Origin of the sequence: Mesorhizobium sp. LSHC412B00, assembly GCF_000503035.1 — a bacterium.
Taxonomy (GTDB): Bacteria; Pseudomonadota; Alphaproteobacteria; order Rhizobiales; family Rhizobiaceae; genus Mesorhizobium.
In genome coordinates this window covers 44,090-68,810 of sequence record NZ_AYWB01000001.1, presented here as the reverse complement: position 1 = coordinate 68,810, position 24,721 = coordinate 44,090, and the positions used below count along the sequence as shown (strand labels likewise).

20 protein-coding genes are annotated in these 24,721 nt (G+C 63.6%); 10 read left to right on the top strand and 10 right to left on the bottom strand.

What is annotated here, in order from left to right; all coding sequences use genetic code 11:
* Nucleotides 1–83 precede the first annotated feature (83 nt).
* The 4 genes from X757_RS164115 to X757_RS164130 all read left to right on the top strand — a co-directional run bounded on the left by X757_RS164115 (nucleotide 84) and on the right by X757_RS164130 (nucleotide 5,944).
* On the top strand, nucleotides 84–4,172 hold the full coding sequence (locus X757_RS164115) for a Pls/PosA family non-ribosomal peptide synthetase (protein ID WP_023724821.1): 4,089 nt from the start codon (nucleotides 84–86) through the stop codon (nucleotides 4,170–4,172).
* A complete protein-coding gene (locus X757_RS164120) occupies nucleotides 4,172–4,630 on the top strand; it encodes a GNAT family N-acetyltransferase (RefSeq protein ID WP_023724820.1) in 459 nt (152 codons plus the stop codon). The genes X757_RS164115 and X757_RS164120 overlap by 1 nt, the downstream gene beginning before the upstream one ends.
* Nucleotides 4,627–5,295 carry a 4'-phosphopantetheinyl transferase gene (locus X757_RS164125; RefSeq protein WP_023724819.1) on the top strand — a complete coding sequence of 223 codons (669 nt, stop codon included), beginning with the start codon at nucleotides 4,627–4,629 and terminating at the stop codon, nucleotides 5,293–5,295. The genes X757_RS164120 and X757_RS164125 overlap by 4 nt, the downstream gene beginning before the upstream one ends.
* Nucleotides 5,296–5,407: 112 nt before the next feature.
* Nucleotides 5,408–5,944 carry a dihydrofolate reductase family protein gene (locus tag X757_RS164130; RefSeq protein ID WP_023697685.1) on the top strand — a complete coding sequence of 179 codons (537 nt, stop codon included), beginning with the start codon at nucleotides 5,408–5,410 and terminating at the stop codon, nucleotides 5,942–5,944.
* Nucleotides 5,945–6,112: 168 nt separating this feature from the next.
* On the opposite strand, the gene X757_RS164135 is transcribed toward X757_RS164130, so the two are convergent.
* From X757_RS164135 to X757_RS164155, 5 genes are all read right to left on the bottom strand, one after another.
* Complete coding sequence (locus X757_RS164135; RefSeq protein ID WP_023724818.1) at nucleotides 6,113–6,985, bottom strand: patatin-like phospholipase family protein; 873 nt, start codon at nucleotides 6,983–6,985, stop codon at nucleotides 6,113–6,115.
* On the bottom strand, nucleotides 6,982–8,358 hold the full coding sequence (locus X757_RS164140; protein WP_023724817.1) for a pitrilysin family protein: 1,377 nt from the start codon (nucleotides 8,356–8,358) through the stop codon (nucleotides 6,982–6,984). Before X757_RS164140 ends, X757_RS164135 begins: the two co-directional genes overlap by 4 nt.
* Before the next feature lie 188 nt (nucleotides 8,359–8,546).
* Nucleotides 8,547–9,902: a pitrilysin family protein gene (locus X757_RS164145; RefSeq protein ID WP_023715212.1), complete on the bottom strand. Its 1,356-nt coding sequence runs from the start codon at nucleotides 9,900–9,902 to the stop codon at nucleotides 8,547–8,549.
* 96 nt (nucleotides 9,903–9,998) lie between these two features.
* Entirely contained in the window at nucleotides 9,999–10,553 is a 555-nt protein-coding gene (gene rsmD, locus X757_RS164150; protein ID WP_023671544.1) for a 16S rRNA (guanine(966)-N(2))-methyltransferase RsmD, read from the bottom strand.
* Between the two features lie 47 nt (nucleotides 10,554–10,600).
* Nucleotides 10,601–12,769, bottom strand: a complete 2,169-nt coding sequence (locus tag X757_RS164155; protein WP_023724816.1) for a pseudouridine synthase — start codon at nucleotides 12,767–12,769, stop codon at nucleotides 10,601–10,603.
* 180 nt (nucleotides 12,770–12,949) lie between these two features.
* On the opposite strand from X757_RS164155, the gene X757_RS164160 reads away from it, so the two are divergent.
* On the top strand, nucleotides 12,950–13,402 hold the full coding sequence (locus X757_RS164160) for a nucleoside deaminase (protein ID WP_023724815.1): 453 nt from the start codon (nucleotides 12,950–12,952) through the stop codon (nucleotides 13,400–13,402).
* A 28-nt stretch (nucleotides 13,403–13,430) separates the two neighbouring features.
* On the opposite strand, the gene X757_RS164165 is transcribed toward X757_RS164160, so the two are convergent.
* The 3 genes from X757_RS164165 to X757_RS164175 all read right to left on the bottom strand — a co-directional run bounded on the left by X757_RS164165 (nucleotide 13,431) and on the right by X757_RS164175 (nucleotide 18,325).
* Nucleotides 13,431–14,114, bottom strand: a complete 684-nt coding sequence (locus X757_RS164165) for a hypothetical protein (RefSeq protein WP_023682973.1) — start codon at nucleotides 14,112–14,114, stop codon at nucleotides 13,431–13,433.
* Nucleotides 14,115–14,315: 201 nt separating this feature from the next.
* The gene (ileS, locus tag X757_RS164170) at nucleotides 14,316–17,288 is read right to left on the bottom strand and encodes an isoleucine--tRNA ligase (protein ID WP_023724814.1); all 2,973 of its coding nucleotides are present in this window, start codon (nucleotides 17,286–17,288) and stop codon (nucleotides 14,316–14,318) included.
* Between the two features lie 233 nt (nucleotides 17,289–17,521).
* Nucleotides 17,522–18,325, bottom strand: coding sequence for a MipA/OmpV family protein (locus X757_RS164175; protein ID WP_023724813.1), 804 nt, complete (start codon nucleotides 18,323–18,325; stop codon nucleotides 17,522–17,524).
* A 211-nt stretch (nucleotides 18,326–18,536) separates the two neighbouring features.
* On the opposite strand from X757_RS164175, the gene X757_RS164180 reads away from it, so the two are divergent.
* From X757_RS164180 to X757_RS164195, 4 genes are all read left to right on the top strand, one after another.
* Nucleotides 18,537–18,842: a helix-turn-helix transcriptional regulator gene (locus tag X757_RS164180; protein ID WP_023689559.1), complete on the top strand. Its 306-nt coding sequence runs from the start codon at nucleotides 18,537–18,539 to the stop codon at nucleotides 18,840–18,842.
* Nucleotides 18,839–19,321, top strand: a complete 483-nt coding sequence (locus tag X757_RS164185; protein WP_023724812.1) for an SRPBCC family protein — start codon at nucleotides 18,839–18,841, stop codon at nucleotides 19,319–19,321. The genes X757_RS164180 and X757_RS164185 overlap by 4 nt, the downstream gene beginning before the upstream one ends.
* Nucleotides 19,322–19,333: 12 nt before the next feature.
* A complete protein-coding gene (locus X757_RS164190) occupies nucleotides 19,334–19,747 on the top strand; it encodes an MAPEG family protein (protein WP_023671536.1) in 414 nt (137 codons plus the stop codon).
* 128 nt (nucleotides 19,748–19,875) lie between these two features.
* Nucleotides 19,876–20,430 carry an HdeD family acid-resistance protein gene (locus X757_RS164195; protein WP_023671535.1) on the top strand — a complete coding sequence of 185 codons (555 nt, stop codon included), beginning with the start codon at nucleotides 19,876–19,878 and terminating at the stop codon, nucleotides 20,428–20,430.
* Nucleotides 20,431–20,459: 29 nt separating this feature from the next.
* Here X757_RS164195 and X757_RS164200 read toward each other — a convergent pair whose 3' ends face one another.
* Both X757_RS164200 and X757_RS164205 read right to left on the bottom strand, forming a co-directional pair.
* Entirely contained in the window at nucleotides 20,460–21,443 is a 984-nt protein-coding gene (locus X757_RS164200) for a bifunctional riboflavin kinase/FAD synthetase (RefSeq protein WP_023724811.1), read from the bottom strand.
* A 9-nt stretch (nucleotides 21,444–21,452) separates the two neighbouring features.
* Nucleotides 21,453–22,313, bottom strand: a complete 861-nt coding sequence (locus X757_RS164205; RefSeq protein ID WP_023671533.1) for a TIGR01459 family HAD-type hydrolase — start codon at nucleotides 22,311–22,313, stop codon at nucleotides 21,453–21,455.
* Between the two features lie 336 nt (nucleotides 22,314–22,649).
* Between X757_RS164205 and X757_RS164210 the strand changes: the two genes are divergently transcribed.
* Nucleotides 22,650–24,539: a pilus assembly protein gene (locus tag X757_RS164210; protein WP_023694757.1), complete on the top strand. Its 1,890-nt coding sequence runs from the start codon at nucleotides 22,650–22,652 to the stop codon at nucleotides 24,537–24,539.
* Nucleotides 24,540–24,721: the final 182 nt, after the last annotated feature.

Sequence of the window (24,721 nt, the reverse complement as noted above, 5' to 3'; positions counted from 1 at the left end):
CCAACAAAATCGCAGCGGCGGCGCAGTGCCTCCTCCAGCGGCGGCACGAACAGCCGGGCGATGCCCGGCGAGGACGAGAAAGTATGGACATGGACTACGATATCGCCGAACTGGACAGCGACGCGGCAACACCGATCGGCGGCCTGCCAGGCATCGATGCGCTGGCACGGATCGCTCGCGGCCCGACAAGGAACGGCCAGGTCCTGACGGGCGCCGACTTTGCCCGGCAGCCGGGTGAGCGGCTCGATACGGTGTTCGAGCAGCTCGCCGTAACGTTTGCCGCACTGCCGGCGGTGATCTCCGAAGGGCGCGTGTGGACCTATCAGGAGCTGAACAGCCGCGCCAACCAGTTCGCCCGCATGCTGATCAAGCACGGCGTGCGGCCGGGCCACCGGGTCGGGCTCATTCTCGACCGATCGGCGGAAACCTATGTCGCGTTGCTGGCGGTGATGAAGGCGGGGGCTGCCTTCGTGCCGCTGGCCACCGCGTTTCCGCAGGAGCGGATGGCGCTGATCATCGAAGACGCCGCCGTCAGCATGATCGTCACCATCGCCGCCTATGCGTCGCGCGCCGGTCAACTGCCCGTTCCGCATGTGCTGATCGACAGCGCCGCCGCCGAGATTTCCGCGCAGTCGCCCGCGCCGCTGAAGCCGCAGGCGGCCGACGACATTTGCTACATCCTCTATACCTCGGGCACCACCGGCAAGCCCAAGGGCGTGGTCATCACGCACCAGAGCTTCGTCAATTTCATACACGTCGCGGCCGCCTCCTACGGCTACCGGCCGGGCGACCGGGTGTATCAGGGCATGACCATTGCCTTCGACTTTTCCTCCGAAGAGATCTGGGTGCCGTTCGTCGCCGGCGCGACGGTGGTGCCGGCACCTGGCCAGATGCCGCTGGTGGGCGAGGAACTGGCGGATTTCCTGCGCCTCCATGACATCACCTGCATGGCCTGCAGCCCGACCTTGCTGTCGTCGATGACATCGGACGTTCCCAGCCTGCGCACGCTTCTGGTGGGCGGCGAGGCCTGCCCGCACAATCTGGTGGTGCGCTGGTCGAAGCCGGGCCGGCAGATCCTCAACACCTACGGGCCGACCGAGGCGACCGTCACCGCAACGATGGGGGCGCTGACGCCGGACCGTCCGGTGACCATCGGCGTTCCGTTGCCGACCTACTCGATCGTCATTCTCGACGCTTCGCTGCCGCAACTTGCCGAGCCAGGCGAACTGGGCGAAATCGGCATTGCCGGCATCGGGCTCGCCGTCGGTTATCTGAACCGGCCGGACCTGACCGACCAGAAATTCATCGCCGATTTCGTCGGCCTGCCGAACAACCCGTCGCAGCGCATCTACCGCACCGGCGATCTTGGCCGGATCAACGATAGCGGCGAGATCGAGTATGCCGGGCGCATCGACACGCAGGTGAAGATTCGCGGATATCGCATCGAACTCGGCGAGATCGAGGCGGTGCTGCTCGGCCAGCCCGAGATCGCCCAGGCCGCCGTCACCACCTGGGAGATCGAGCCCGGCCGCGTCGAACTCGTCGCCTATTACGCGCTTAAAACCGGCGTAGCGGCGATTTCCCGAGGGGATCTCGCCCAGACGATGAAGCGGCGGCTGCCCGACTACATGGTGCCCGCCTATCTGGAGGAACTGCCTGCCATCCCGATGACCGTCTCCAACAAGGTAGACCTGCGCCAGCTGCCGAAGCCGATGAGCGTCCGGCTTTCGGCCGATCGCACGATGGTGCCGCCCGGCAATGAGGACGAGCGCTTCCTGGCCGAGGCACTGGCCACGGCGCTGAAATTCGACGCCGTGTCGGTCGAGGACCACTTCTTCGACGACCTCGGCGCCAACTCCTTGCTGATGGCGCATTTCTGCGCGCGCGTGCGCACCAGGAAGGAATGGGCGACGACGTCGATGCGCGACATCTATCTCTATCCTACAGTGGCGCGCCTGGCGCTGCATCTGGGCGTAGCGGAGGAGATGACGACGGCAACCAACGAGCCGGTCCTCACCCGCCGAGCCTCGAACTTCGCCTACTGGACCTGCGGCGCGGCGCAGCTTTCGTTCTACGGCCTCTACAGCTACGTGGCGCTCTGGGCGATCAATGACGGCCTCAACTGGATGTATGACGCGCTCGACGATCCGCTGCAGCTCTATATCCGGTGCGTGGCGCTCTCGGCCGCCGTGTTCTTCGGCATGTCGGGCTTCGCCGTCCTGGCCAAATGGGTGCTCATCGGCCGCTGGAAGGCCGAAGCGTTTCCCATCTGGGGCGTGCGCTACTTCCGCTTCTGGGTGGTCAAGACGTTGATCCGCACCGCACCCGTGGTGCTGTTCCGCGGCAGCCCGCTCTACAGCCTCTATCTGCAGCTGCTCGGCACCAAACTCGGGAAAAACGCCGTCATCGAATCCAAATCCGTGCCCGTCTGCACGGATCTCATTTCCATCGGCGCCAACACCATCCTGCGCAAGGAATCGATGATCCTCGGCTTCAGGGCCCATTCCGGTTATATCCACACCGGGCCGCTGACCATCGGCCGCGATGCCTTCGTCGGCGTCGGCTCCACGCTCGATATCGACACCAGGATCGGCAACGGCGCCCAGCTCGGCCATTCGTCCTCGCTGCATCGCGGGCAAAGCATCCCGGACGGCGAGCACTGGCATGGATCGCCGGCGGTGCCGACCACGGCGGACTATTGCAAGGTGCGCAATGTCAATCCTTACCAGGTCCGGCGCTTCCTCTATGAAGCGCTGCAGTTGGTCGGCCTGTTTGGCCTTGTCACCCCGCTGCCGCTCCTGTTCCACAGCTACTGGGAATATGTCGGCGACGACTATCAGGAGACGATCGGCCTTGTCGCAATCGGCACCACGGTCACGCTTTTCGGCTATATCGCGGCGGCTTTCCTGGCAGCGACGCTGGTGCCGCGCCTGACGAGCCTGATCTTGAAGCCGGGCCGCACCTACACGCTTTACGGTTTCCGCTACTGGCTGCAGACCGTCGCCGAATTCGCCAGCAATTCCCGCGTGCTCGGGCTCCTGGCCGGCGACAGCTCGGCAATCGTGCACTACATGCGCGCCATCGGCTGGAACCTCAACAGAGTGGTGCAGACCGGCTCCAATTTCGGCTCCAACCAGCAGCACGAAAACCCGCTTCTGTGCGAGATCGGCACCGAGACCATGGTCTCGGACGGGCTGTTCATGATCAACATGCACAAATCCGCCTCGGCCTTCAGGCTCGAGCCGACGCGCATCGGCGAACGCAACTATCTCGGCAACAACATCTATTATCCGCCGGACGGCCGCACCGGCGACAACGTGCTGCTCGGCACCAAGGTGATGATCCCCATCGATGGGCCGGTGCGCGAGAATGTCGGCCTTCTCGGTTCGCCTGCGTTTGAAATCCCGCGCATGGTGAACCGCGACAAGCAGCTTATCGCCGGCGTCGACGAGGCCGACCGGCGCCGGCGCATCCCGCACAAGAACCGCCACAACCTGGTGACCATTCTTCTGTTCCTGGCAACGCAATGGGTCATGCTGTTCGTCACGCTGGCGATCTGGGACCGGGCGCTAAACTACTATACGGAATGGGCGGAGGTCGCCCTGTTCGCCGCCGTGCTTTTGACCTCGGCGATCACCATTCCGTTCTACATTCTGGTCGAGCGGGCAAGCCTTGGCTTTGGCCGGTTAAAGCCGCAGATGACGACGATCTACGACGTCGCCTTCTGGCGCCACGAACGCCACTGGAAGCTGGCGGATTCGCCGATCGTGCGCCTGTTCGCCGGCACGCCGTTCCGGCCGATGATCCTGCGCCTGCTCGGCGTCAAGGTCGGCAGCCGGGTCTATGATGGCGGCAGCAACCTGACCGAGCGCTCGCTGGTCGAGATCGGCGACGACGTCACGCTCAACGAGGGCTGCGTCATTCAGGCCCACTCGCTGGAAGAAGGCGCGTTCAAGTCCGATTTCATCCGCATCGGCGATGGTTGCACGCTCGGACCTTCCGCCTTTGTCCACTACGGCGTGGTGATGGGCAAAGGCTCGACGGTCGACGCGGACTCCTTCGTGATGAAGGGCGAAGAGCTGGAGCCCAACTCGATCTGGCGGGGCAACCCGGCCAAGCTGCATCGCTTCGTCGAGCCGGTGCCAGAGGATGGCGTCAAGGCAACGGCTTGATGAGCGCAGACATCCGCCTCGTTTCGGTGACCGGGGCCAACCGGGCTGTGGTCGCGGCCCTGGAGCTGGCCCCGGATCAGATGGATTTCGTCGCCAGCAATGCGGAGTCGCTGGACGAAGCCGAAACCGACGGGGACGCTCGGCCGCGCGTCGTCATGACAGGGGATCGCGTCGTCGGTTTCCTGATGTACGAGGCGCCGCAGGACGACGACGAGGCGCGGATCTACCGCTTCATGATCGGTCGCGTCCATCAGGGCCAAGGCTACGGCAAGGCCGCTTTGCGCGAAGTGCTGGATGAAATCATGCGGCTCGGCCACATCAGCCACGTTTCGATCTGCTACGAACCTGGGAATGAAGCGGCACGCCGCCTCTATCGCGCTGCCGGTTTCGTCGAAGAAGGGCCCGACGAGGACGGGGAAATGATCGCCGACCTCGCTCTGCGGGGCGAACAGCCATGACGCGCCCGCCCGATGCCGGTGCCAGCCTGTCGGCGCATCTGCTGGCGGCGATGGCCGCCATGACGCCGGCCGGCGTTCGGATCGGATGCCGCACGATCCGCGAAGGCGATGAGAACCATTTGCTGCCGCAGGAAGCACGCTCCATCCCGTCACGCCTGCCGCTGATGCGGCGGGCGAGTGGCGCGGCGCGGTGGATCGCGCACGAGTTGCTGGCGGATATGGGCTTGAACGACGTCGCTATCCTCCGCGGCTCCTCCGGCGCACCGGTATGGCCTCATGGAGTAACGGGGTCGCTGGCTCACGACGACGAGATAGCCGTGGCGGCCGTCGCGCCGCTCTCCCACGTCGCCTCGCTCGGCATCGATATCGAGCCCGCTTTGCCCCTGCCCGACGACATCTTCGCGCTGGTTGCAGTCCCCGCTGACCGGATCGACGCAACCGACTCGTGTCTTGCCGGTCGCATCCTTTTTGCCGCCAAGGAAGCTGTCTACAAGGCCGCCTACCCGCTTGATCGCGAAGTGCTGGGCTATGAGGACATCACCGTCGATCTCGACGCAAGCGACGCTGTGACGAAGACGGGCCGCAGAGCGAGACTGGTTTACTGCGTTGCTCCGTGTGTGGTCGTTCTGGCGTTTGTCGATGGTGTCCGAAGCGCCCCCCTTTAAGCGCGATGGGCCAGCGCCCGACAGCAACGCCTGCTCAACAAAGCGCTTTTTTTCGCAGAGCGGTCGCAAAAGGCTCACACGGTTCGTCCTTTGACAGAAGAAGGAGAGCGCCATGAGAAACCTTATTATCACCGAGTTCATCAGCATCGATGGCATCGCCGAGGTCGAGAAGCTGCCCAGCGTGACCTGGAACGATGAGATGCAAAGGTTCAAGGAGGACGAGCTTGCCGACAGCGGGGCCATGCTTCTGGGGCGCACGACCTACGAGATTTTTGCCGGCTCTTGGCCCAAGGAAACCGGAGACTTCGCCGACCGGTTCAATGCGCTGCCGAAATATGTCGCGTCGACGAGCCCGAAGGCACTCGACTGGAAACCGGCCGAGTTGCTGAAGGGTGTGTTGCCGGAAGCGGTTCGGGCGCTGAAGCAAGGCAGCGGCGGCAACATCTATGTGCATGGCAGCCTGAGCGTCGCGCGGGAATTGCTGCGCCATGGTCTGGTCGATCGCGTCAGGCTGCTGAGCTACCCTGGCTCCGTCGGGGAGGGCAAGAAGCTGTTCCCGCCCGATATGCCGGTGGCGTTGGAGCCGATCTCGACCGTACAGTTCAGCAATGGCGTGGTGGCGCTGGAATATGCGGCTGGGAGGGTGTGAGACGCTGGTGGGGTAATCTCCCCGTGAGGGGAGATGTCGCCGAAGGCGACAGAGGCGGTCGGTCCGTCCTGACGCAACCTCCTATCGACAGTAGGAGGTCTAGCTTCACGCGAGACGACCCCCTCTGGCCTGCCGGCCATCTCCCCCTCAAGGGGGGAGATCGGCAGCTCACCCTACTTTCTTCCCCCGCTTGCCCTTGGCACGCGCCTCGACCACTCTTTCCACCTCGCGCTTCAGTTCGTCCTTGACCTCCTGCGTCTCGGCAAGCAGCGTGTCGATCTTCATGAAATCGAGCACGCGGTATTTCGACACCGGCGGGCGGATCAGTATGTCGGGGGGGCGCTGGTTCAGCTTGTGGGCGATGATCGACTGCATCATCAATTGCGTGGCGCCGTACATCAGGTCGACCGTGGTCGGGTGCTTGCGCTCGGCCTCGCTCGGCGCACCGACGACGTCGATCGCGATGATGATGTCGGCGGCGTCTTCGATCAGGTCGAACGGCACCGGATTGTAGATGCCGCCGTCGATCAGCACGCGGTCGTCGCGCGTCACCGGGCGGAACACGGCGGGAATGGCAGCCGAGGCGGCGAGCGCCGAATGCAGGTCGCCCTCGTCGAAGACGGCCAGCTTGTGACCGAAATAGTCCGTCGCCGTCACCTTCAGCGGGATTTTCAGCTCGGCGAAGGTTTCCGGGATGGCTTCCGGCAGGAACGCCTTCAAGATGCGCTCTATGTTGAACTGGCTGACGCGGATGCCGCCCTGCATCGCCTCGGCGATGGTGCCGGGACGCGAGCGCCACATGCGCGCCGCCACCTCGGCGCGGCGGCCGAGGATCGAGCGGGCATAGGTCTCGATGTCCCTGCCGCTCATGCCCGAGGCCATGCCGGCGCCCATGATGGCGCCGATCGAGGAGCCGGCAATGGCCACCGGCTTGATGCCGAGCTCGTCCAGCGCCTCGACGATGTGGATATGGGCGAGGCCGCGCGCGCCGCCGCCGCCAAAGGCGATACCGAAGGTGGGGCCCGAGGTGGAGCTCGTCATTTGCCCTCCAGCTTCGGCCCGATGCTCATGATCGCGGGCGCCGGCGTCAGCAGCTTCTTCGCCGCTGCCTTGACCTGATCGAGCGTCACGCCGTTGATGAGCGCCGCGCGGCGCTGCACGTAATCGATGCCGAGATTGTCGAGTTGCAATTCCACCAGGGTCGCGGCAATGGCGCTGGAAGAATCCAGATTGCTGATAGCATAGGAGCCGACCATGTATTTCTTGGTGGCGTCCAGTTCGGCCTCGGTCGGCCCCTCCTCGGCCATCTTCTTGACCACCTCCTTGACGATGCCGAGCGTCTCGGCGGCGCGATCGGAACGCGTTGCGGTGGTGATGATCAGCGCGTTGGAATGCTGGTGATCGACCAGGTTGGAATCGACGGAATAGGCCAGGCCGCGCTTTTCCCGCACCTCGTCATAGAGGCGCGAGGTGAAGGTGCCGCCGCCGAGAATCTGGTTCATCAGCACCGCAGGGAAGAAATCCGGCGCATCGCGCTTCACACCGGGATAGGCAAACTGCAGCGAGGTCTGCGGCAGGTCGTAGTCGACCTCGAGCTGCTGGCCGAGCTTCAGCTCGGTATCGGCAACCGGTTGCAGCACCTGCTTTTCCGGCAGGTCGCCGAAGACCTCATCGAGCTTCCGTTTCAGCGTCGCGGCATCTATGTCGCCGACCACCGCAACATGCAGGCCGCTGCGGGCGAAATTGGCCTTGTGGAAGGCAGCCAGATCCGCCGCCGTGATGGTGGCGATGCTGTCCTTGGTGCCCTGGTCGGGCCTGGAATACGGATGTTCGCCATAGATCGCGCGCAGCCATTTGGTTTGCGCGACGGTGTTGGGGTCACGCTCATTGGCGATGATGCCGGACAGGATCTGGGCGCGGATGCGGTCGATCGGCGCCTGGTCGAAGCGCGGGCTGGTGACCGCCAGCCTGAGCAGGTCGAAGGCCGCGTCCTTCTGCTCGGCCAGCATCCGCATCGCGCCATAGGTGCCGTCGCGCGCCGCTTCGAAGCCCATTTCGGCGCCGGCATCGTCAAGCTTGATCTGGAAGGCTTCGCTGTCGAGGTCGCCGGCGCCCTCGTCGAACAGGCCGGTCATCAGATTGACCAACCCTTCCCGCCCCGCCGGATCCTGCGTCGAGCCGCCATCGAAGACGAAGCGGATGGCGATGATCGGAATGGAGTGGTCCTCGACCAGCCAGGCATTGACGCCCTTTGACGAGGTCACCGGTTGGATGTCCATCGCGTGCGCGGCAAGCGCCGGCAGGATGAGGAAGAAGATGCCGAGGAACAGTGTGGCGAGGGCGTGGAGAACCGCGATGCGCCTATGAGCAATCGCATCAGGCCATTGATCGCCAAGGTCAGCTCCGCCCCTCATCGCGCTGCCGGGCACTTCTCCCCGTATAGTGACGGGGAGAAGGGGTCTCGCCGCGACGCTGGCGCTCTTCTTACGACGCTGATGGTTGGCGAAATCGACGATGACAGCGCCCCTCTCCCCGTCACTATAGGGGGAGAGGATGCCGGCAGGCAGGTGAGGGGCAGCGCTAACGCTCAATCTCGTCATCATCAATTCCCCGCCTGTTGCTGCGGCAAGAGATAGCCGGTCGTCGTACGATCGAGCAGCAGATAGCGTGCGGCGACCGCCTTGATCTCATCGGCGGTGACCTTGCGAATGCGGTCCGGCCATTCCTCGATATCCCTGACGTTGCCGCCGGTGGCGAGCTCGGCGCCGTAGAGATTGGCCATCTCGTCCTGCTTGTCGCGGGCGAAGATCATGGCCCTGATATAGCGGGCCTTGGCCTTCTCCAGCTCATCGGCGGTGACGCCGTCCTTGACGATGCGGGCGATCTCGGCGTCGACGGCCGCCTCGACGTCGCTCAGCTTGGCGTCGCCGCGCGGCGCGCCATAGACGGTGAAATTGGTGGCGTCGAGCATCGTACCCTGGAAGAAGGCGCCGGTCGCCGATGCGATGCCTTGCTTGACCACGAGTTGCTGGTAGAGCCTGCTGCGGCTGCCGCCGCCAAGGATCTCTCCCAGCAGGTCGAGCGCCTCGGCCTCGCCGGGTTTTGCCGTGTGGTAGGACGGAACCACCCATTGCGTCGAAAAGCTCGGCACCGAAACGCGCCCATCGGTGAGCGTTACCGTGCGCTTGGTGTTCTGCTCCGGCTCGACCGGGCGGATGCGCGGGGGCAGGTCGGGACCGCGCGCGACCTTGCCATAGGTTTTTTCGGCCAGCGCCTTCACGACCTCCGGCTCGACATCGCCGGCCACGATCAGCACCGCATTGTTGGGGCGGTAGTATTTGTCATAGAAGGCAACCGCATCGGTGCGGTTCAACTGCTCCATCTCCTGCATCCAGCCGATCACCGGAATGCGGTAGGGCTGGTTCTGCCAGAGCGTCGCGTCGACCTCTTCGTCGAGCACCGCCTGCGGATTGCTGTCGATGCGCGAGCGGCGCTCTTCCAGGATCACGTCGCGCTCGGTCTTGATGACCTCGTCGGTCAAGATGAGGTTGCGCATGCGATCGGCCTCGAAGCTCATCATCTCACCAAGTGCCGAGGGCGCCACCGTCTCGTGGAAGGCAGTGTAGTCATATGAGGTGAAGGCGTTGTTGGAGCCGCCGATGGCCGATATGGCGCGGTCGAACTCGCCCGCGGCGTGGTTGGTCGTGGCCTTGAACATCAGGTGTTCGAAGAAGTGCGCTATGCCGGACTTGCCTGGCGGCTCGTCGGCGCTGCCGATCTTGTACCACACCATATGGGTGACGATGGGGGCGCGATGATCGGGAATGACCACCACCTCCATGCCATTGTCGAGCAGGAAGTTGGCCACCTTGCCATCATCCGCGGCCAGGGCCGGGCCGGCCATGGTCAGCGCGGTGGCGAGCAAGGCTCTCCGCAGCCATTCAGTATGAAATGTCATTGATGGCTCCGGTTGTTATCGCGCGACGATAGGCAAGGTTAGCCGCGGAGGCAAAGTGAATTGTGCGTCATTTTGAAGGCGCCGATCGCCCCACCCTTACGCAAGCTCGATGAACCGGACCACCGTCTCGCCGTAGTTTCGTTCATCAACCACCGAGAATTCCGGCCCAATCTCGAAGGGCGCCGAGGCGGCTTCCTCGACCACGCAGAGCGCGCCGGGCAGCAACCAGCCGCCATCCCTGGCCGAGCGCAGGGCGCGCTCGCCAAGGCCCTTGCCATAGGGCGGATCGGCGAAGACCAGGCCGAATGCCGCAAGCGTACCGGCCTCACCCAGGGCGGTCGCGTCGCGGCGGAAGATCTTGGTGCGGCCGGTAAGGCCAAAAGCTTCGACATTGGTGCGGATCAGGCCGCGCCCTTCGGCCGATTCTTCGATAAAGACGCCATAGGAAGCGCCGCGCGACAGCGCTTCGAGGCCGAGAGCGCCGGTGCCGGCGAAAAGGTCGAGCACACGCGCGCCGTCGAGCTTGTCGGCAAAGCGGTGCGCCAACACGTTGAAGACGGCCTCGCGGGCGCGGTCGGTCGTCGGGCGGATGGCATGGTCGCGCGGCGTCGCCAGCGGACGCCCGCGAAATTGGCCGCCGACGATTCTCATTTATGCCCGGGTCTCATTTAAGGCCGGATCTCATTTAAGTCCCGGCATCAACTGGTCCTCGGGCCCTTGGGACCGTTGCGTGGCCGCTCGCCGCCCCGACCGCCATCCGGACGCTCGCCACCCGGCTTGCCGAACGGCTTGGCTCCGCCCGGCTTGCCATAGGACGGCTTGAACGACGCCTTGCGCGCCTTGGCCTCAGCCGCCTTGGCGGCATCGGCTTCCGCCCTGCCCTTGCCGATCGGACGCGCGCCCGGCGCCATCCAGACATTAGCCTTGCGCTGGCCCGGCGGATCGATCGGCCGCTGCTCGCGCTCGGGCTTCTTGCCGCCGCGCGGTTTGTCACCAAAGGCGCCGCGCGGCTTGTCGCCGAAGCCTCCACGGGGCTTGTCGCCAAAATCGCCGCGCGGCTTTTCGCGAAACTCGCTGCGCGGCTTGTCCGAAAACTCGCTGCGCTCAGGTCTCGGGCCGCGTTCGCCAAAGCTCTTTTCCGGCCTCGCGCCCCTTTCGGGACTGGTCGACAGCTTGCCGAGCGCTTCGTCGCGGCTGCCTTCGCGGCGCTTGCGGTTCTTGATCAGACCGCCCTCGCCGATCGGCCGATGGTCACCCTCGCGGGTGACTTTCGGCCGTTCCGGCTCCACGTCACGCTCTCGCCGCACCGGCTGGTTGGAAAACGGCTTGATGATCTCGGCGTCGAAATTGGCGCCGGATTCCTCGACCAGTCGCTCGCCGAGCTGGTCGCGCAAGACGCGGCCCTTGATCTCCAGCACATGGCCTTCGGCGAGATCGTCGAGCTGGAACGGTCCGTAGGAGATACGGATCAGCCGCGTCACGTCGAGGCCGAGCGATCCAAGGATGTTCTTCACTTCGCGGTTCTTGCCTTCGCGCAGGCCGATCGTCAGCCACGCGTTGGTGCCTTGTTCACGATCGAGCGTCGCCTCGATGGCGCCGTAGAAGACGCCGTCGACGGCAATGCCTTCACGCAGGCCTGCGAGCATGCTTTCCTCGACCTTGCCATGAACGCGCACGCGGTAACGGCGCAGCCAGCCAGTGGCAGGCAGTTCGAGCACGCGCGACAGACCGCCATCATTGGTGAGCAGCAGCAGGCCTTCGGTGTTGATGTCGAGGCGGCCGATGGTCATCAGCCGCGGCAATTCGGCCGGCAGCACGTCGAACACGGTCTTGCGGCCCTCGGGGTCGCGGTTGGTGGTAACGACGCCGGCCGGCTTGTGAAACAGGAACAGGCGGGTGCGCTCGATCGGCGGGATCTCCATGCCGTCGAGATGGATGATGTCGCCCGGCATGACGTTGAAGGCCGGCGAGGTCAAAGCCCGGTTGTTGACCTTGACACGGCCCGCCGCGATCAGGTCTTCGGCGTCGCGGCGCGACGCCAGGCCGGCGCGGGCCAACCGCTTGGCGATACGCTCGCCGGCTTCTTCCGCATCTGCCGGACGCGGGCGCGGCTTGAAGGCGCCGCCAGATGCTTGCGGCCGGTCACCACCGAAATCGCGCTTGGGGCGATCGCTGAAGTCACGCTTGGGACGATCTCCGGCGTCGCGCTGCGGGCGATCGCCAAAATCGCGCTTTGGCCGGTCAAAACGCTTTTCGCCCTCGGCGGAAGCAGGCCGATCGCCACGCGGTGCGTAGGGCTTGCGCGGCCCTTCACGCTTTTCGAAAGGCTTGCCTTCGGGACGCGGCCCCTTGCTGAATGGCCGATCGCCGCCCTTGAAATCGCGCTTTGGCCGCTCGCCATCGGCCGCAACCGGCCGATCGCCGCGCGGTGCATAAGGCTTGCGCGGCCCCTCGCGCTTTTCATACGGCTTGCGTTCACCCTCGGCCGCCATAGGGCGATCCCCACGCGGCGCATAGGGTTTGCGCGGCCCTTCGCGCTTTTCATACGGCTTGCGCTCGCCTTCGGCTGCCATCGGCCGGTCACCGCGTGGTGCATATGGCTTGCGCGGTCCCTCGCGCTTTTCGAAGGGCTTGCCTTCGGAACGCGGACCTTTGCTGAATGGCCGGTCGCCACTTTTGAAATCGCGCTTGGGCCGCTCGCCCTCAGCCGCTGCGGGCCGGGCGCCTCGCGGTGAATAGGGTTTCTTGGCCCCGAAGGAGGGTTTGCCGCTTTTGCCGGCGGCGCCATCGCGGCGCGGCCCCGCGGCTCCAGGGCCGCTTTTGCCCGGGCCTTTGTGGCGCGGAGATTTCTTGTCGTTGTCGTCCATGTGGCCTTTGCCTTGTTGCGCTGCTACAGCGTGGCGCATCCTTTCGGACGCGCAAAGGACGCTATAGCACTTTGATTTGGCGCATGATCATTTCCGAAAATCTGTTCCGATATTCGGGTTGACGCGCTCCATAACAGGATCACCGCCAAGTGGCGAGGAGATAATCGGAATGGAAACCGCGTGAAGCGGCCGGATTTCATGGCGCTGGCGCTGAAAGAGGCGCAAGCCGCCGCCTTGCGCGGAGAAGTTCCAGTTGGCGCCGTCATCGCCAGCGGCGACACGGTGGTGGCATCCGCCGGTAACCGCACCCGCGAACTTGCCGATCCGACGGCGCATGCCGAAATGCTGGCCATCCGCGCGGCCTGCCAAACGCTCTCCAGGGAGCGGCTGACCGGCCACGACCTCTATGTGACGCTGGAACCCTGCGCCATGTGCGCAGGCGCCATTTCCTTCGCCAGGCTGCGCCGGCTCTATTTCGGCGCGGCCGACGAGAAGGGCGGCGCGGTGGTCAACGGCGTGCGCTTCTTCGCCTCGCCGACCTGCCACCATACGCCCGACATCTATCCGGGCATGGCCGAGGCCGACGCGGCGCTGCTGCTCAGGGAATTCTTTCGGGAAAGACGCGAAACGTAGAGCCTTCAGCTACCGAAGGCGACGGTTCCTACCAGGAGGGCAGCCAGTCGAAGAGCCCGCCGCTCTTGCCCTTGGCGGCCGCTTCCTTCTTGAGGCGGCGTTCCTTCTTGTATTCATCCTCGCCGAGTTCGCCCTGCGGCGCCGTGTCGGAGGCAGCTCGATAGGCCAGAGGCGGCTCGCTCAGATATCTGCGAGTGTTGGGGTCGCCCTGCTTTTGCTCTGCGGTGCGGCGCTGGATCTCGGCGGCGCGGCCCTTGTCTGAATCCTTCGGCGACCAGGCCGGCGGGTGGCTGGAGCCCGAATCCGCCAGCGCCTTCTTCACGGAAGCCGGATCGGTCTGCACGTCATCGACGATCCCCGACTGATAGGACGGGTCGTCCTGGTGGGCAGTGGCGTCGGCACGCAGGCGGGCGCGGCGCTGCTCGGGCGATTCGGGCCAATCGGTGCTCGCCGTCTCGATGCTTTCCTGCGGCGGCGGCAGCACTTCCTTCTGCCCCGGCGCCGGCTTTACCAGCTCCGGACGCGGCCTGTAGTCGATCTGTTCCTTGTGCTTGGGCGTGATCGCGAAGGCGCCGGAAAGGTCTCCGGCAAGCTGCTCGCCAGCCGTCTTGTCGGTGCCGTAGGTAGGCGAGCCCATGCAACCGGACAGAGCGAGGCCGGACGCGACAAGCGGCGCCAGCAGCGCAACGCGCACGGAAGTTCTGTCGATCATGCCAAAAAGTCCCACTCTAGACAGCCTCTCGATCGTCACCGGCCAAAGGCCCGGTCCCCATCGTCCACGCTCTTGCGACGGAATTCCGGCGACAATTTGTCTTCCGGAGTTTCGCGTGTTTATCTCAACCACTCGTTAAGGGCAACGCGCGGGCGGTTTTCGCCCACGCGGCGTGGCATTTGTGCACCGGCTTATGAGCAGTCACAAACGTCCCAGAGCCTTGAGTTCATGCAGGACGGCGGCATCGCGGGCAGACACGTCGGGGAATTCCACGTCCTGCCCGACATCGGCGGTATAGCGCCACGAACGCGCGCATTTGACCAAGCCGCGGTCCTCGGCTTTTTCGACCACCACCGCGACACCCTTGACGTCGTCGAGCGCAAAGGCGCCTTCCGGCGCCTTGCCATGGGCGATGACGAGATCGCTGGTGATCGCCATTTCGGCCATGTCGACATCGGCGATCGCGGCTTCAAGCGCGGCATCGTCGAGGGTCACGACCGGCACGGCTTCCAGCGAGGCACCGATGACCTTCTGAGCGCGTGCGATCTCGAGCGCGCCGGTGACGACACGGCGAACCTGCCGCACCTTGCGCCATTTTTCCGCCAGCGCCTCGTTCTTCCAGTCGGCCGGAATCTCGGGGAACTGGTCGAGATGCAGCGAGACAGCATCCGGATGACGGTCGAGCCAGGCTTCTTCCGTAGTGAAGGGCAGCATCGGGGCCAGCCATTTCACCAGGCAGTCGAAGAGGTGGCGCACCACTTGCACCGAGCCCTTGCGCTTCACGCTGGCGGGCCCCTCGCAATAGAGCGCGTCCTTCCTGATGTCGAAATAGAAGGCCGACAGCTCGACCACCATAAAGTCCAGCAAAGTGCGGGTGATGCGTTTGAACTCGAACGCGTCGTAGCCCGAGCGCACGACCTCATCGAGCTCGGCCAGCCGATGCAGCATCAGCCGCTCCAGCTCCGGCATCTTTTCGAGCGGCACTTCCTCGCCATCGTCATGGGCGAGCGTGCCCAGCATCCAGCGGATGGTGTTCCTGAGCTTGCGATAGGCATCGATGTTGGTCTGCAGCACGTTCTTGCCGAGACGCTGGTCTTCCCAATAGTCGGTCGTCACCACCCATAGCCGCAGAATGTCGGCGCCGGACTGCTTGATGACGTCCTGCGGCACGACGGTGTTGCCGAGCGATTTCGACATCTTGCGCCCCTCCTCATCCATGGTGAAGCCATGGGTGACGACGGTGTCGTAAGGTGCCCTGCCCCTGGTGCCGCAGCTTTCGAGCAGCGAGGAGTGGAACCAGCCGCGATGCTGGTCGGAGCCTTCGAGATAGACGTCGGCCGGCCATTTCAGGTCCGGACGGTCTTCCAGCGTGAAGACATGCGTCGAGCCCGAATCGAACCAGACGTCGAGGATGTCCATCACCTGCTTCCATTTAGAGGCATCGTGATTGCCGAGGAAACGCTCCTTGGCGCCGGCAGCGAACCAGGCGTCGGCGCCTTCCTTCTCGAATGCGTCCATGATGCGCTGGTTGACGGATTCGTCCTTCAGCACATTGCCGTCCTCGTCGGCAAAGACGGCGATCGGCACGCCCCAGGCGCGCTGGCGCGACAAGACCCAATCCGGGCGCTCCTCGATCATGGCGCGGATGCGGTTCTGGCCGGCCGCCGGCACGAAGCGTGTGTCGTCGATCGCCTTCAGCGCACGGCTGCGCAGCGTCGTGCCGTCGCCGAGGTCCTTGTCCATATAGACGAACCATTGCGGCGTGTTGCGGAAGATGATCGGCTTCTTCGACCGCCACGAGTGCGGATAGCTGTGCTTCAGCCGGCCGCGCGCGAACAGCGCGTTGCGCTTGATCAGTTCGTCGATGACCGCCTGGTTGGCATTGCCCTTCTTGCCGTTGTCGTCGATGACGCGCGCCGCCCCGCCTTCGCGATCCGGGCCAAAACCCGGCGCGTCCCTGGTGAAGAAGCCGGCATCATCTACAGTGAAGGGGATGGCAGGGTCGATGCCACGTGCGCGCAAATCCGATGCCGCATCCATCCAGGCATCAAAGTCCTCGCGGCCATGGCCGGGCGCGGTGTGGACGAAGCCGGTGCCGGCGTCGTCGGTGACATGCTCGCCGGCCAGCATCGGCACGGCGAATTCGTAGCCGCCGCCGAGACCTTTGAAGGGATGTGAAAGTGTAAGGCTTCCAAGCTCTTCGACCGAAACGCTGCGAAGCCGATTCAAGGTGACCTTGGCCTTGGCCGAGGAGTCTTCGGCAAGCGCATCTGCAAAGATCAGCTTTTCACCGGGCTGTGGACCGAACGAATTTTCGGCTGCGGTAACTTCATAAAGGCCGTAGCCGATCCGTGACGAATAATTGACGGCACGGTTGCCGGGGATCGTCCACGGGGTTGTCGTCCAGATGACGACGTGGGCATCCCTCAGTTCCTTGATAGCTTCCCAAGCGCCACCCAACTCGGGTGTCGTGACAGTTCTTCCTGATCCAGCGCCGACGATCGGGAACTTCACCCAGATCGTGTCGCTCTCATAATCATGGTATTCGATCTCGGCCTCGGCCAGTGCGGTGCGCTCGACGACGCTCCACATTACCGGCTTGGAGCCGCGATAGAGCTGGCCCGACATGGCGAACTTCAACAACTCCCCGGCGATGCGCGACTCCGAGTGGAAAGCCATCGTCGTATAGGGGTTCTTGAAGTCGCCGACGACGCCGAGCCGCTGGAACTCGCCACCCTGCACCGTGATCCAGTTCGCGGCGAAGTCGCGGCATTCCTTGCGAAATTCGTTGACCGGCACCTCGTCCTTGTTCTTGCCCTTGGCGCGGTACTGTTCCTCGATCTTCCATTCGATCGGCAGGCCGTGGCAGTCCCAGCCGGGCACGTAATTGGAGTCATAGCCGCGCATCTGGAACGAGCGGGTGATGACGTCCTTGAGGATCTTGTTCAGCGCGTGGCCGATATGGATGTTGCCGTTGGCGTAGGGCGGGCCGTCATGCAGCACGTATTTTTCGCGGCCGGCGGCCGCCTCGCGCAGCTTGGCGTAAAGGTCCATATCCTGCCAGCGCTTGACCAGCAGCGGTTCCTTTTCCGGCAAGCCGGCGCGCATCGGGAAATCCGTCTGCGGCAGGTAAAGCGTCTTGGAATAGTCGATCGTTTCAACAGTGTCGGTCATTGGTCTGCCATGTGCATTGCCCGGCGGGCGTAAAAGCTCGGGCGTGAACTATCATGATTTGGAAAAGCGCGAGGGGGCGCGCAAAACTCCCGGCGGCTCCGGCGGCGCTCAGGCCGCCCGGAACACCGGGCCTGTAATTCGTATCGTCAGCGCGCGAAGGCGTGAAAAGCTCGTCATTGCCGGGCTTTTAGCCGAGAAAGCCGCAGGAATAAAGCGTCTCTTGTTCGATTCACTTACATCGCGAAGTCGAAGCGATAGGTGGTCGAGACGCCGACCGTGAACTGGTTCCGGTCGCCGCGCTCCTTGACCAGGCTGGAATCGGCGGCCGGGCCCATCAGGCGCGCATATTCGCCGAACAGGCTGGCGGTCATCGGATCGGTCACCTTCCAGGTGATGGCGCCACCAAGGCCGGTCGATTTCAGGCCGCCGCCAGGATGGTATTCGCTCAGGCCCGAGGCCGCAGCCTCCTTGGCGTTGACACCATAATAAGAGTCGAAATAGCCCGACGAGGCAAAGGACACGCGTGGTCCGCCCGAAATTCTGACAGTCGGCGTCACGTCGTAGAAAGCATCGGCGGCGATGTCGGCGACAAAGCCATCATGGGCACGAATGCCATGGCGCAGTTCGGCGCGGGCGCGCATCCAGTCCGTCGGATAGATTTCGAAGAAGCCGCCGACCTCACCGCCCCAGCGCACCGGGTCGAGGCCCTTGAGCTCATCCTTGCTGTCGCGGGAAAACAGGAATTTTCCGGTCAGGCCGGCGCGGACGCCGCCATCGTCGACCAGCGCCAGCGAGATGTTGTCGTTGCGCGAGGTAAAGCGCGCGGCCGGGCCGGCCTTGCCCAGCGAGATGATCGGCGATGCGCTGAGCAGATAGCTGTTGGAGCCCTCGAATTTCGGCGCGACCATGCCGGTGGCGCCAAGCGTCAGGTACCAGTCGCCGGACATCCAGCCGAAGGCACCCTCGCCCGCATTGGCGGTGGACACAGTGAGCAGCGCCGAGGCGAGAAACAGCGGAATCGCCCAGACAATACGCATCACCACCCCATACGCGAAACAAAACGGAGAGAACACCCGGCAGCCAAAGCCATGGCGCCGGTTCGGTAAAATTTGACTTAAAATCTACAGCAGTTGCGGCAACTGCGACCCTGTTTTTATGCTGTGGCCCGTTTGAACAGGGCGCCGCCGGGCCTGTGGCGAGTTGACAGAAATAGCGAGGTTGCCTAAATTCGCGTTAGTGCAGACTAACATGAACAGATGGACAGCGCTTGGCGACCCGACCAGGCGGACGATCTTCGAACTGCTGGTCGAACAACCCTGTTCGGTCGGGGAATTGGCTCGTGCGCTTCCTGTCACCCGGCCGGCGGTCTCGCAGCACCTGAAGGTGCTCAAGGACGCCGGCCTGGTGGCCAACACACGGCTAGGCAAGCAACGCATCTACCGGGTCGAACCGGAAGGCTTGGCCAGCCTGCGCGCCGAACTCGACCGGTTCTGGAGCAAGACCTTGGCGGCCTACAAAGTGGTCGTCGAACAGCCCTTGAAGGAGCAGGAATGAGCACGCATCAACCGCCCGTGAGGCACTCCATCCTTGTCGAGGCTCCGATCGCGCATGCCTTCAAGGTTTTCACCGAGCACTTCGGCAGTTTCAAACCCAAAGAGCATAACCTGCTTGCGGTGCCGGTCGCGGAGACGATCTTCGAACCCCGCGTTGGCGGTCACGTCTACGACCGCGGTGTGGATGGCAGCGAGTGCCGCTGGGCACGGGTGCTGGCCTACGAGCCGCCGAACCGACTGCTTCTGAGTTGGGATATCAGCCCTCAATGGCAGATCGAGACCAATCCGGACAGGACCAGCGAGTGGGAAGTCCGGTTTACGGCGGAGGCGGATAGCCGGACCCGCGTCGAGATCGAGCATCGCAATCTCGAACGTCATGGCGAAGGCTGGGAAGGCGTGCGCTTTGGGGTCGACGGCGATCAAGGCTGGCCGCTGTATCTCAGGCGATTCCAAGATCTTTTTGCCGGCAAAGTGACCTGAAGGAGCACAATTATGGAACCCTATTGGCTAAGCATCCTCGGTGTACTGATCCTCTGTCTTTTGTCAGTCGCACTGGCGGTTTACTCGGGTTCGTCCAAGGGATTTGCCGGAGCGCTTTCCGGTCCGGTGATCCCGGCCGACGACGCCAATCTCCTCTACAGGATCGACCGCGTGCATATGAACTCGGTCGAGGCGCTGGCGCCTTTTGTCGTCCCGGCGGTGCTGGCCATGATGGTTGGCGTTGGGTCGGCCACGTTGGCGACCATTGTCTGGGTTCATGTGGCGATACGCCTGCTTCACCTGGGGGTTTACCTACGCGGCGGCAATGCCGCCAAGGGTGGCAGTGTCAGAACGATCGTCTACGTCTCTGGAGCGATCGTCACGCTTGTCCTCGTCCTTGTGACTGGGTGGGCTGCCATAAATTGACACGTACGCGCGAACCTCAAGCCACCGACGCTTTGTTTGTTTGCTAGCCGTCGCCATCGGCTGGACGTCCGCTACAGCCGGGGCTAACCTCCCGGCAAGGTGCCAGGCGATTTCGAGGAGATGCAGCCATGACCCTGCACGGTGATACCCTGAAAGATGCGATCGGCCGGACACGGGACAAATGGGGGTGGTTCGTCGCGCTCGGCGTGCTGCTGCTCATCTTCGGCGGCATTGCCTTCGGCAATCTGTTCATCGCCACCGTCGCCTCGGTCTATGTCGTGGGCTGGCTGATGCTGATGGCCGGCATCATCGAGATCGTGCATGCCTTCGGCGTGAAGACCTGGAGTCGCTTCTTCTATTGGCTGCTCAGCGGCCTACTTTATGCCGTTGCCGGTTTCTTTGCCTTCGACAATCCGCTTCTGGCCTCGACGGTGCTGACCTTGCTGCTGGCGGTGGCGCTGGTCGCTTCAGGCGCGCTCAGGGCCTGGGTCGGCTATAGCCACCGACCGGAAAAGGGCTGGGGCTGGGTCGTCGCGGCGGGCCTGATCAGCGTGCTGGCGGGGCTGACCATCGCCATGGGCTGGCCGGTCAACAGCCTGTGGGTGCTCGGCCTGTTCCTGGCCATCGACCTGATCTTCCAGGGCTGGAGCTTCATCGCTCTCGGACTGGCGTTGAAGAAGTAGGGGCTTGAAGAGGTAAGCGGCCGGAAGGCTCAAAAAGCGATGGCGCCGTCCAGATCCGAAAGCGGCCTGACGCCGGCCAGCAGCGCGCGCGCCTCCGCCTCGTCGCGCTTCATTTGTGCCACCAGCCCATCGAGCCCATCGAACTTCACCTCGGGGCGCAAAAAGCCGAAGAACGATACGTCGCAGATCTCACCATAGAGATCGCCGGCAAAGTCGAAGACGAAGGTTTCGAGCAGCGGCGCGCCATTGTCGTCGACAGTCGGGCGACGCCCGAAGCTGGCGACACCATCATAGAGCGTGCCATCGGCGCGGCGAAAGCGGACGGCATAAATCCCTTCCTTCAGAGTCGTTTCCGGCGAAAGCCTCATGTTGGCTGTCGGGAAGCCGAGCGTGTGGCCGAGCTGCTGGCCGCCGATCACTTCGCTTTCGACGGTGAAGCGGTAGCCGAGCAGGCCTGCGGCCTCGGCGACCTCTCCCTCGCAGAGCAGCTCGCGGATACGGCTCGACGACACGACCTCGGCGCCCTCGTCGCGAAAGGCGTCGACCAGGGTGACGCCGAAACCATGGCGCTCGCCTGCCGCCATCAGAAACGCAGGACCGCCCTGCCGGTCCTTGCCGAAGTGGAAATCGAAGCCGGTCACGGCATGGGTGATGCCGAGGTTCGTCTCCAGCACATCGGTCACGAAAGCCTCGGCCGACAGGCCGGCAAAGGCGCGCGTGAACGGCTGTTCGACGAGTGCGGCAAAGCCCAGATGCGACAACAGCCGCGCCTTCATCGGCGGCGGCGTCAATACGAACAGCGGCATATCGGGCCTGAACACCTTGCGCGGATGCGGCTCGAAGCTCAGCACCAGCGCCGGCACGCCTCGCCGCCCGGCTTCGGCAAGCGCGCGATCGAGCACCGCCTGGTGGCCGCGATGGACGCCGTCGAAATTGCCGATCGCCACCACGCCGCCGCGCAAATGCGGCGGCAGCGGCGCGGTTGCTGAAATGTGTTCGAAAGCTGCGCTCATGCAGCAACCCTACCGCAGTCTCGGAATGACGGCGACCGGCCGGTAGCCGTGCTTTTGCAGAAAGGCTGCAAGCCTGGCGGGGTCCGGCTGCATGGGATCGCCATAGTCGCGCGCGTGAATGCCGCCCGAGACGTAAAGCACGTCGATGCCGTTGTCGGCGGCGCCCTTGACGTCGGTCATCATGCCGTCGCCGATGGCCAGCACCTCGGTGCGCGCGACGTCTCGGCCTAGAAGCACGGCAACCTCCCGCAGCGCTACGTCATAGACCGGCGCATAAGGTTTTCCGGCGATCAGCGTGCGGCCGCCAAGCTGGGCATAGTCGCGCGCCAAGGCGCCGGCGCACCAGATCATGCGCTCGCCGCGTTCGACCACGATGTCGGGATTGGCGCAGATGAAAGGCAGGTTCCTGGCGCGCAGCCGGCGCAGCAGATCGGCGTAATCCTCAGGCGTTTCCACCTCGTCGTCGAACAGCCCGGTGCAGACCGCGCCGGAGGCCTCGAACTCCTCGACGAGCTCGACGTCCAGACCGTCATAGAGGGTGAAATCGCGGTCGGCGCCGATATGGAAGATTTTTCGTGGGCCTTCGGCGATAAGGTCGCGGGTCACATCGCCTGAGGTGACGACGCGATCGTAGGCGGCGGCGGGAACGCCGATCGCATTCATCTGCGCCACCACATCGGCATTGCGGCGCGGCGAGTTGGTGATCAGGACGACCGGGACCTTCGCCGCACGCGCGGCGGCAAGCGCTTCGGCAGCCGCCGGAAAATGCCATTCGCCATTGTGGATCACCCCCCAGACATCGCACAGGATGGCCGAGTAGGCGCCCGACAAATCCGCGAGCGAGCCGATGATATCAGGCGAATCCGCCATGCCGTTTACCTGCTGTGACGATCGTTGCGAGAGCTGCAGCCGACGGTCCGCCGCAACCGGCCCCGCATTAACCGAAGCGTTTCATCCTGTCACCAGCTTTTCGGCACTTGCCAGGCTGTTGCGCAACGGGCTGATCGAAGGTTGCACAGGCAGGAACCACCCTTCTCCGAGCTTTGGTCTATCGAAACAATGTCGCACCGCTGATCACCAGGGCCGAGTGGTTAACGAGCCTTGAAAAGATCGGCCTATGTTGAACGCATTTCAGCAACCTGAAATTTAACGATTTTGTGGGCATCTTCGGACCGATATTGGGGTCCTGGCAGGGGTGCTGAAGGCATGATCCGCAGATTTCTGAACGACAGACGCGGCAACTATGCCTTGATGACAGTGATCACCATGGTGCCCTTGATGGGCGCGCTGGCGCTTGCCATCGACTACACCGATCTCTTGCGCCAAAAGCAGAACATGCTGAACGCGCTGGATGCCGCCGGGATTGCCACGGCACAGCAGATCGTCACCGGGGCGACCGACACGGCAGTCAAGGCCTATGCGAAGGATTTCTTCGAAGCCAATCTCGGCCGCGTCAAAGCAGCCAATACGGCCCTGACGGTGACGCTTCCCAACAACAACGCAGGTGGTGGCACGCTGAAGCTGTGCGCCGAATTGACGTACCACCCCTATTTCCTGCCGGCAGCGGCCATGATGATCGGAAGAACCGCCGCCGACGTCACAACATCGGCATGCTCGGAGATCCGCCTCAAAAACACGCTGGAAGTGTCTCTCGTGCTCGACAATTCCGGCTCTATGAGCATCAACGGCTCCGGCACCGGCCAGCCGCGAATAGATTTGCTCAAGAAGGCCGCGACCGAGCTTGTCAATACAATGGCGCTCCAGGCCGCACAAATGAAGCAGGTGACCAAGCCGGTGCAGTTCTCGCTGGTCCCGTTTTCTGCGTCGGTCAATGTCGGCGCTCCGATCCCCCCGGCTCCATTGCCGACGTGGCTGGACACGACCGGCATTTCCCCGATCCATCATCAGAACTTCGATTGGTCGACGATGACAGCGGCGGCAAATGCCACCAAATGGATCGAAAAAGTAGGCAGCGTTTACTACCAGCGCGGCACGGGCTGGGGCACAGACAAAGACAAGGAGATGACGCGTTTCACCCTCTATCAGGACATGATGGCAACGACCTGTACGAAGAAAAACTCGAACGGCACTTGCAAGACCTCCGTCGTCGCCAAATACGAAGCCTGGAAGGGCTGCGTGGAGGCGAGGCCGTATCCCTATAATGACGACGACACGTCGCCGACCACTGGGACGCCCGCCACCATGTTCGTGCCGATGTTCGCGCCGGACGAAGCTGGCAATTTCTGGACCGACACAACTCGCACCAGCACATCGACGTGGGGTTACGCCAACAATTGGTGGATCGATTATTCCGACACGCTGACTGTCCCCAAACGCCAGGCGGATATGCGCAAGTATTTTCTGACAAAGCCCTGGGACGCAGCAGCCGCTGCGGCCGATGATGGACCCAATTCGGCATGCACGACCGCCGCGATCACGCCGTTGCAGGACATAACCACCACCGATGGCAAGAAAATCCTGACGGATGCCATCAATGCCATGGCCCCGACGGGCAACACCAACGTGCCGGAAGGGCTGGCCTGGGGCTGGCGGACGGTGTCGAGCAACGAGCCTTTTACGCAAGGCCGGCCGAACACCGAAAGAGGCAACGACAAAGTGGTCATCGTCCTGACCGACGGCGCAAACACCTATAGCATCGGCCCCAGCAACGACATGACCAGCAACTACGCCAAGAATGGATCGACCTACGCCGCCTATGGCTACACCGGCCCTAATTTTCCGAAGCCAGTGGAGCCTGCGACCCGCCTGTTCGTCAACACGACCGTCGCCAAGACAACCTATACGGCGACCAACTACACGGCCGCGCTTGACGAGCAGATGCAAACCCTTTGCGCCAATGCGAAGAATTCGAACATTCTCTTGATGACCGTCTCGCTCGACCTTGTTAGTTCCAAGCCGGCGGAAAAGACTGCCATAGATGCGCTCAAGAAATGCTCCTCGGATTCGCGCTTCCGCAAGGATCCGACCGACCCGAGCAAACCGGCGAAGCTGTACTGGAACGCGACCGGCGCCACCTTGTCGCAAAGTTTCAAGGAAATCGCCGACGAACTGTCGAACCTGCGCATCGTCAGCTGATCGGCGCGATCTTTCGAACAAGGCGCTCCGCCTCGGCGGGGCGTTTTGCGTTCGGCAGCTGGCGCATTTGGTTAGCGCCTGGTGAAGCGCTATCCGCGCAATCGAGCAGTTTCCCAAACCCGTCCTTCAACGTTTTGTGAAACTGTGGCGGCATTGAAGAATCCGCAGGCGGGGCCGCTTAC

Coding starts and splice junctions, on each gene's coding strand:
- X757_RS164115 (WP_023724821.1), top strand. CDS start 84: ATGGACATGGACTACGATATCGCCGAACTGGACAGCGACGCGGCAACA.
- X757_RS164120 (WP_023724820.1), top strand. CDS start 4,172: ATGAGCGCAGACATCCGCCTCGTTTCGGTGACCGGGGCCAACCGGGCT.
- X757_RS164125 (WP_023724819.1), top strand. CDS start 4,627: ATGACGCGCCCGCCCGATGCCGGTGCCAGCCTGTCGGCGCATCTGCTG.
- X757_RS164130 (WP_023697685.1), top strand. CDS start 5,408: ATGAGAAACCTTATTATCACCGAGTTCATCAGCATCGATGGCATCGCC.
- X757_RS164135 (WP_023724818.1), bottom strand. CDS start 6,985: ATGACGAGCTCCACCTCGGGCCCCACCTTCGGTATCGCCTTTGGCGGC.
- X757_RS164140 (WP_023724817.1), bottom strand. CDS start 8,358: ATGAGGGGCGGAGCTGACCTTGGCGATCAATGGCCTGATGCGATTGCT.
- X757_RS164145 (WP_023715212.1), bottom strand. CDS start 9,902: ATGACATTTCATACTGAATGGCTGCGGAGAGCCTTGCTCGCCACCGCG.
- rsmD (WP_023671544.1), bottom strand. CDS start 10,553: ATGAGAATCGTCGGCGGCCAATTTCGCGGGCGTCCGCTGGCGACGCCG.
- X757_RS164155 (WP_023724816.1), bottom strand. CDS start 12,769: ATGGACGACAACGACAAGAAATCTCCGCGCCACAAAGGCCCGGGCAAA.
- X757_RS164165 (WP_023682973.1), bottom strand. CDS start 14,114: ATGATCGACAGAACTTCCGTGCGCGTTGCGCTGCTGGCGCCGCTTGTC.
- ileS (WP_023724814.1), bottom strand. CDS start 17,288: ATGACCGACACTGTTGAAACGATCGACTATTCCAAGACGCTTTACCTG.
- X757_RS164175 (WP_023724813.1), bottom strand. CDS start 18,325: ATGCGTATTGTCTGGGCGATTCCGCTGTTTCTCGCCTCGGCGCTGCTC.
- X757_RS164180 (WP_023689559.1), top strand. CDS start 18,537: ATGAACAGATGGACAGCGCTTGGCGACCCGACCAGGCGGACGATCTTC.
- X757_RS164185 (WP_023724812.1), top strand. CDS start 18,839: ATGAGCACGCATCAACCGCCCGTGAGGCACTCCATCCTTGTCGAGGCT.
- X757_RS164190 (WP_023671536.1), top strand. CDS start 19,334: ATGGAACCCTATTGGCTAAGCATCCTCGGTGTACTGATCCTCTGTCTT.
- X757_RS164195 (WP_023671535.1), top strand. CDS start 19,876: ATGACCCTGCACGGTGATACCCTGAAAGATGCGATCGGCCGGACACGG.
- X757_RS164200 (WP_023724811.1), bottom strand. CDS start 21,443: ATGAGCGCAGCTTTCGAACACATTTCAGCAACCGCGCCGCTGCCGCCG.
- X757_RS164205 (WP_023671533.1), bottom strand. CDS start 22,313: ATGGCGGATTCGCCTGATATCATCGGCTCGCTCGCGGATTTGTCGGGC.
- X757_RS164210 (WP_023694757.1), top strand. CDS start 22,650: ATGATCCGCAGATTTCTGAACGACAGACGCGGCAACTATGCCTTGATG.